General features: G+C 34.4%; 1 protein-coding gene and 1 pseudogene. Both read right to left on the bottom strand.

Going from position 1 to position 1,012, the window contains the following annotated elements; translation table 11 throughout:
- Nucleotides 1-287, bottom strand: a pseudogene (locus ACFINC_RS09445) (phosphate starvation-inducible protein PhoH); the annotation flags it as partial.
- A gap of 128 nt (nt 288-415) precedes the next feature.
- On the bottom strand, nt 416-1,012 hold a 597-nt coding region (locus tag ACFINC_RS09450), incomplete at its 5' end, for a radical SAM protein (protein WP_375617043.1).

Genomic DNA, 1,012 nt, shown 5'->3' on the forward strand with positions numbered 1-1,012 from the left:
TGCAATACATATTGTGCACGTTTTATAACAGAAATACTTCCATGGATTAAGACTTCATTACCACGCGGATGAATACTAAGTTTAAGTTTTTTTTCAATATAAGCAAGATTTTCGTCAAATTGACCAAAAACCGCTTTTGCATATTTATTATTTTCGAAAATCAAAACAACTTGGCTCGTCTCTGAAGCGCTTTCTTGTTCCAAGGAGGCTGTTTTTTCAATGTCAGTATTTATTTTTTCAGTTGAAACTTTCAGTCTATTCTCCATATCGACATAAGTATTAAACATTTTTTTGAGTAAACTTTATAAAAGACAAATTTTCTTTCATAGAAATTCATTCTCTAGATGTAATCATTTTCTTTGAAAATAAAAGAGTTTTCAAAATCTTTATTGTAAACAAGAGGGTAGATACATATTTATCTATTTGTTACTTCACCGACAAAACTATTTGAGCTAGCATTTTTAATATGAATTTCTACTACGCTACCTGTAGAGGATTCTGTATCAACGACAACAGGTAAAAGCCAAGGGGAGCGCCCCACCATTTGCCCTGAATGACGTCCAGGTTTTTCGATAAGAACATCGGTTTTTTGTCCAATTTTAGAACGTAAAAATGTATTTTGTTGTTCAAGGAGAAGAACTTGTAAATGTTGAAGCCGAGCATCTTTTACAGATTCATCAACGTGATTTTTCATGGTGGCCCCCACTGTTCCAGGACGGGGGGAATATTTAAAAGAATAAGCTGAACTGTATTGTACTTGTTGAATAAGTTTAATGGTTTCTTCAAAATCTTCATCTGTTTCTCCTGGAAACCCTACAATAAAATCACCAGAAAAGGCAATATCTGGTCGTGCAGCTCGAATTTTTTCGATAAGATGAAGATAATAAGAGCTTTTGTGTTGGCGGTTCATCGCTTTTAAGATGCGATCTGAACCTGATTGAACAGGGAGATGAAGATAAGGCATTAACATATCAAGATCTCGATGTGCGGCAATAAGGCTATCATCCATATC

The sequence above is a fragment of the Bartonella sp. AP58NXGY genome, assembly GCF_042195785.1.
Lineage (GTDB): Bacteria > Pseudomonadota > Alphaproteobacteria > Rhizobiales > Rhizobiaceae > Bartonella.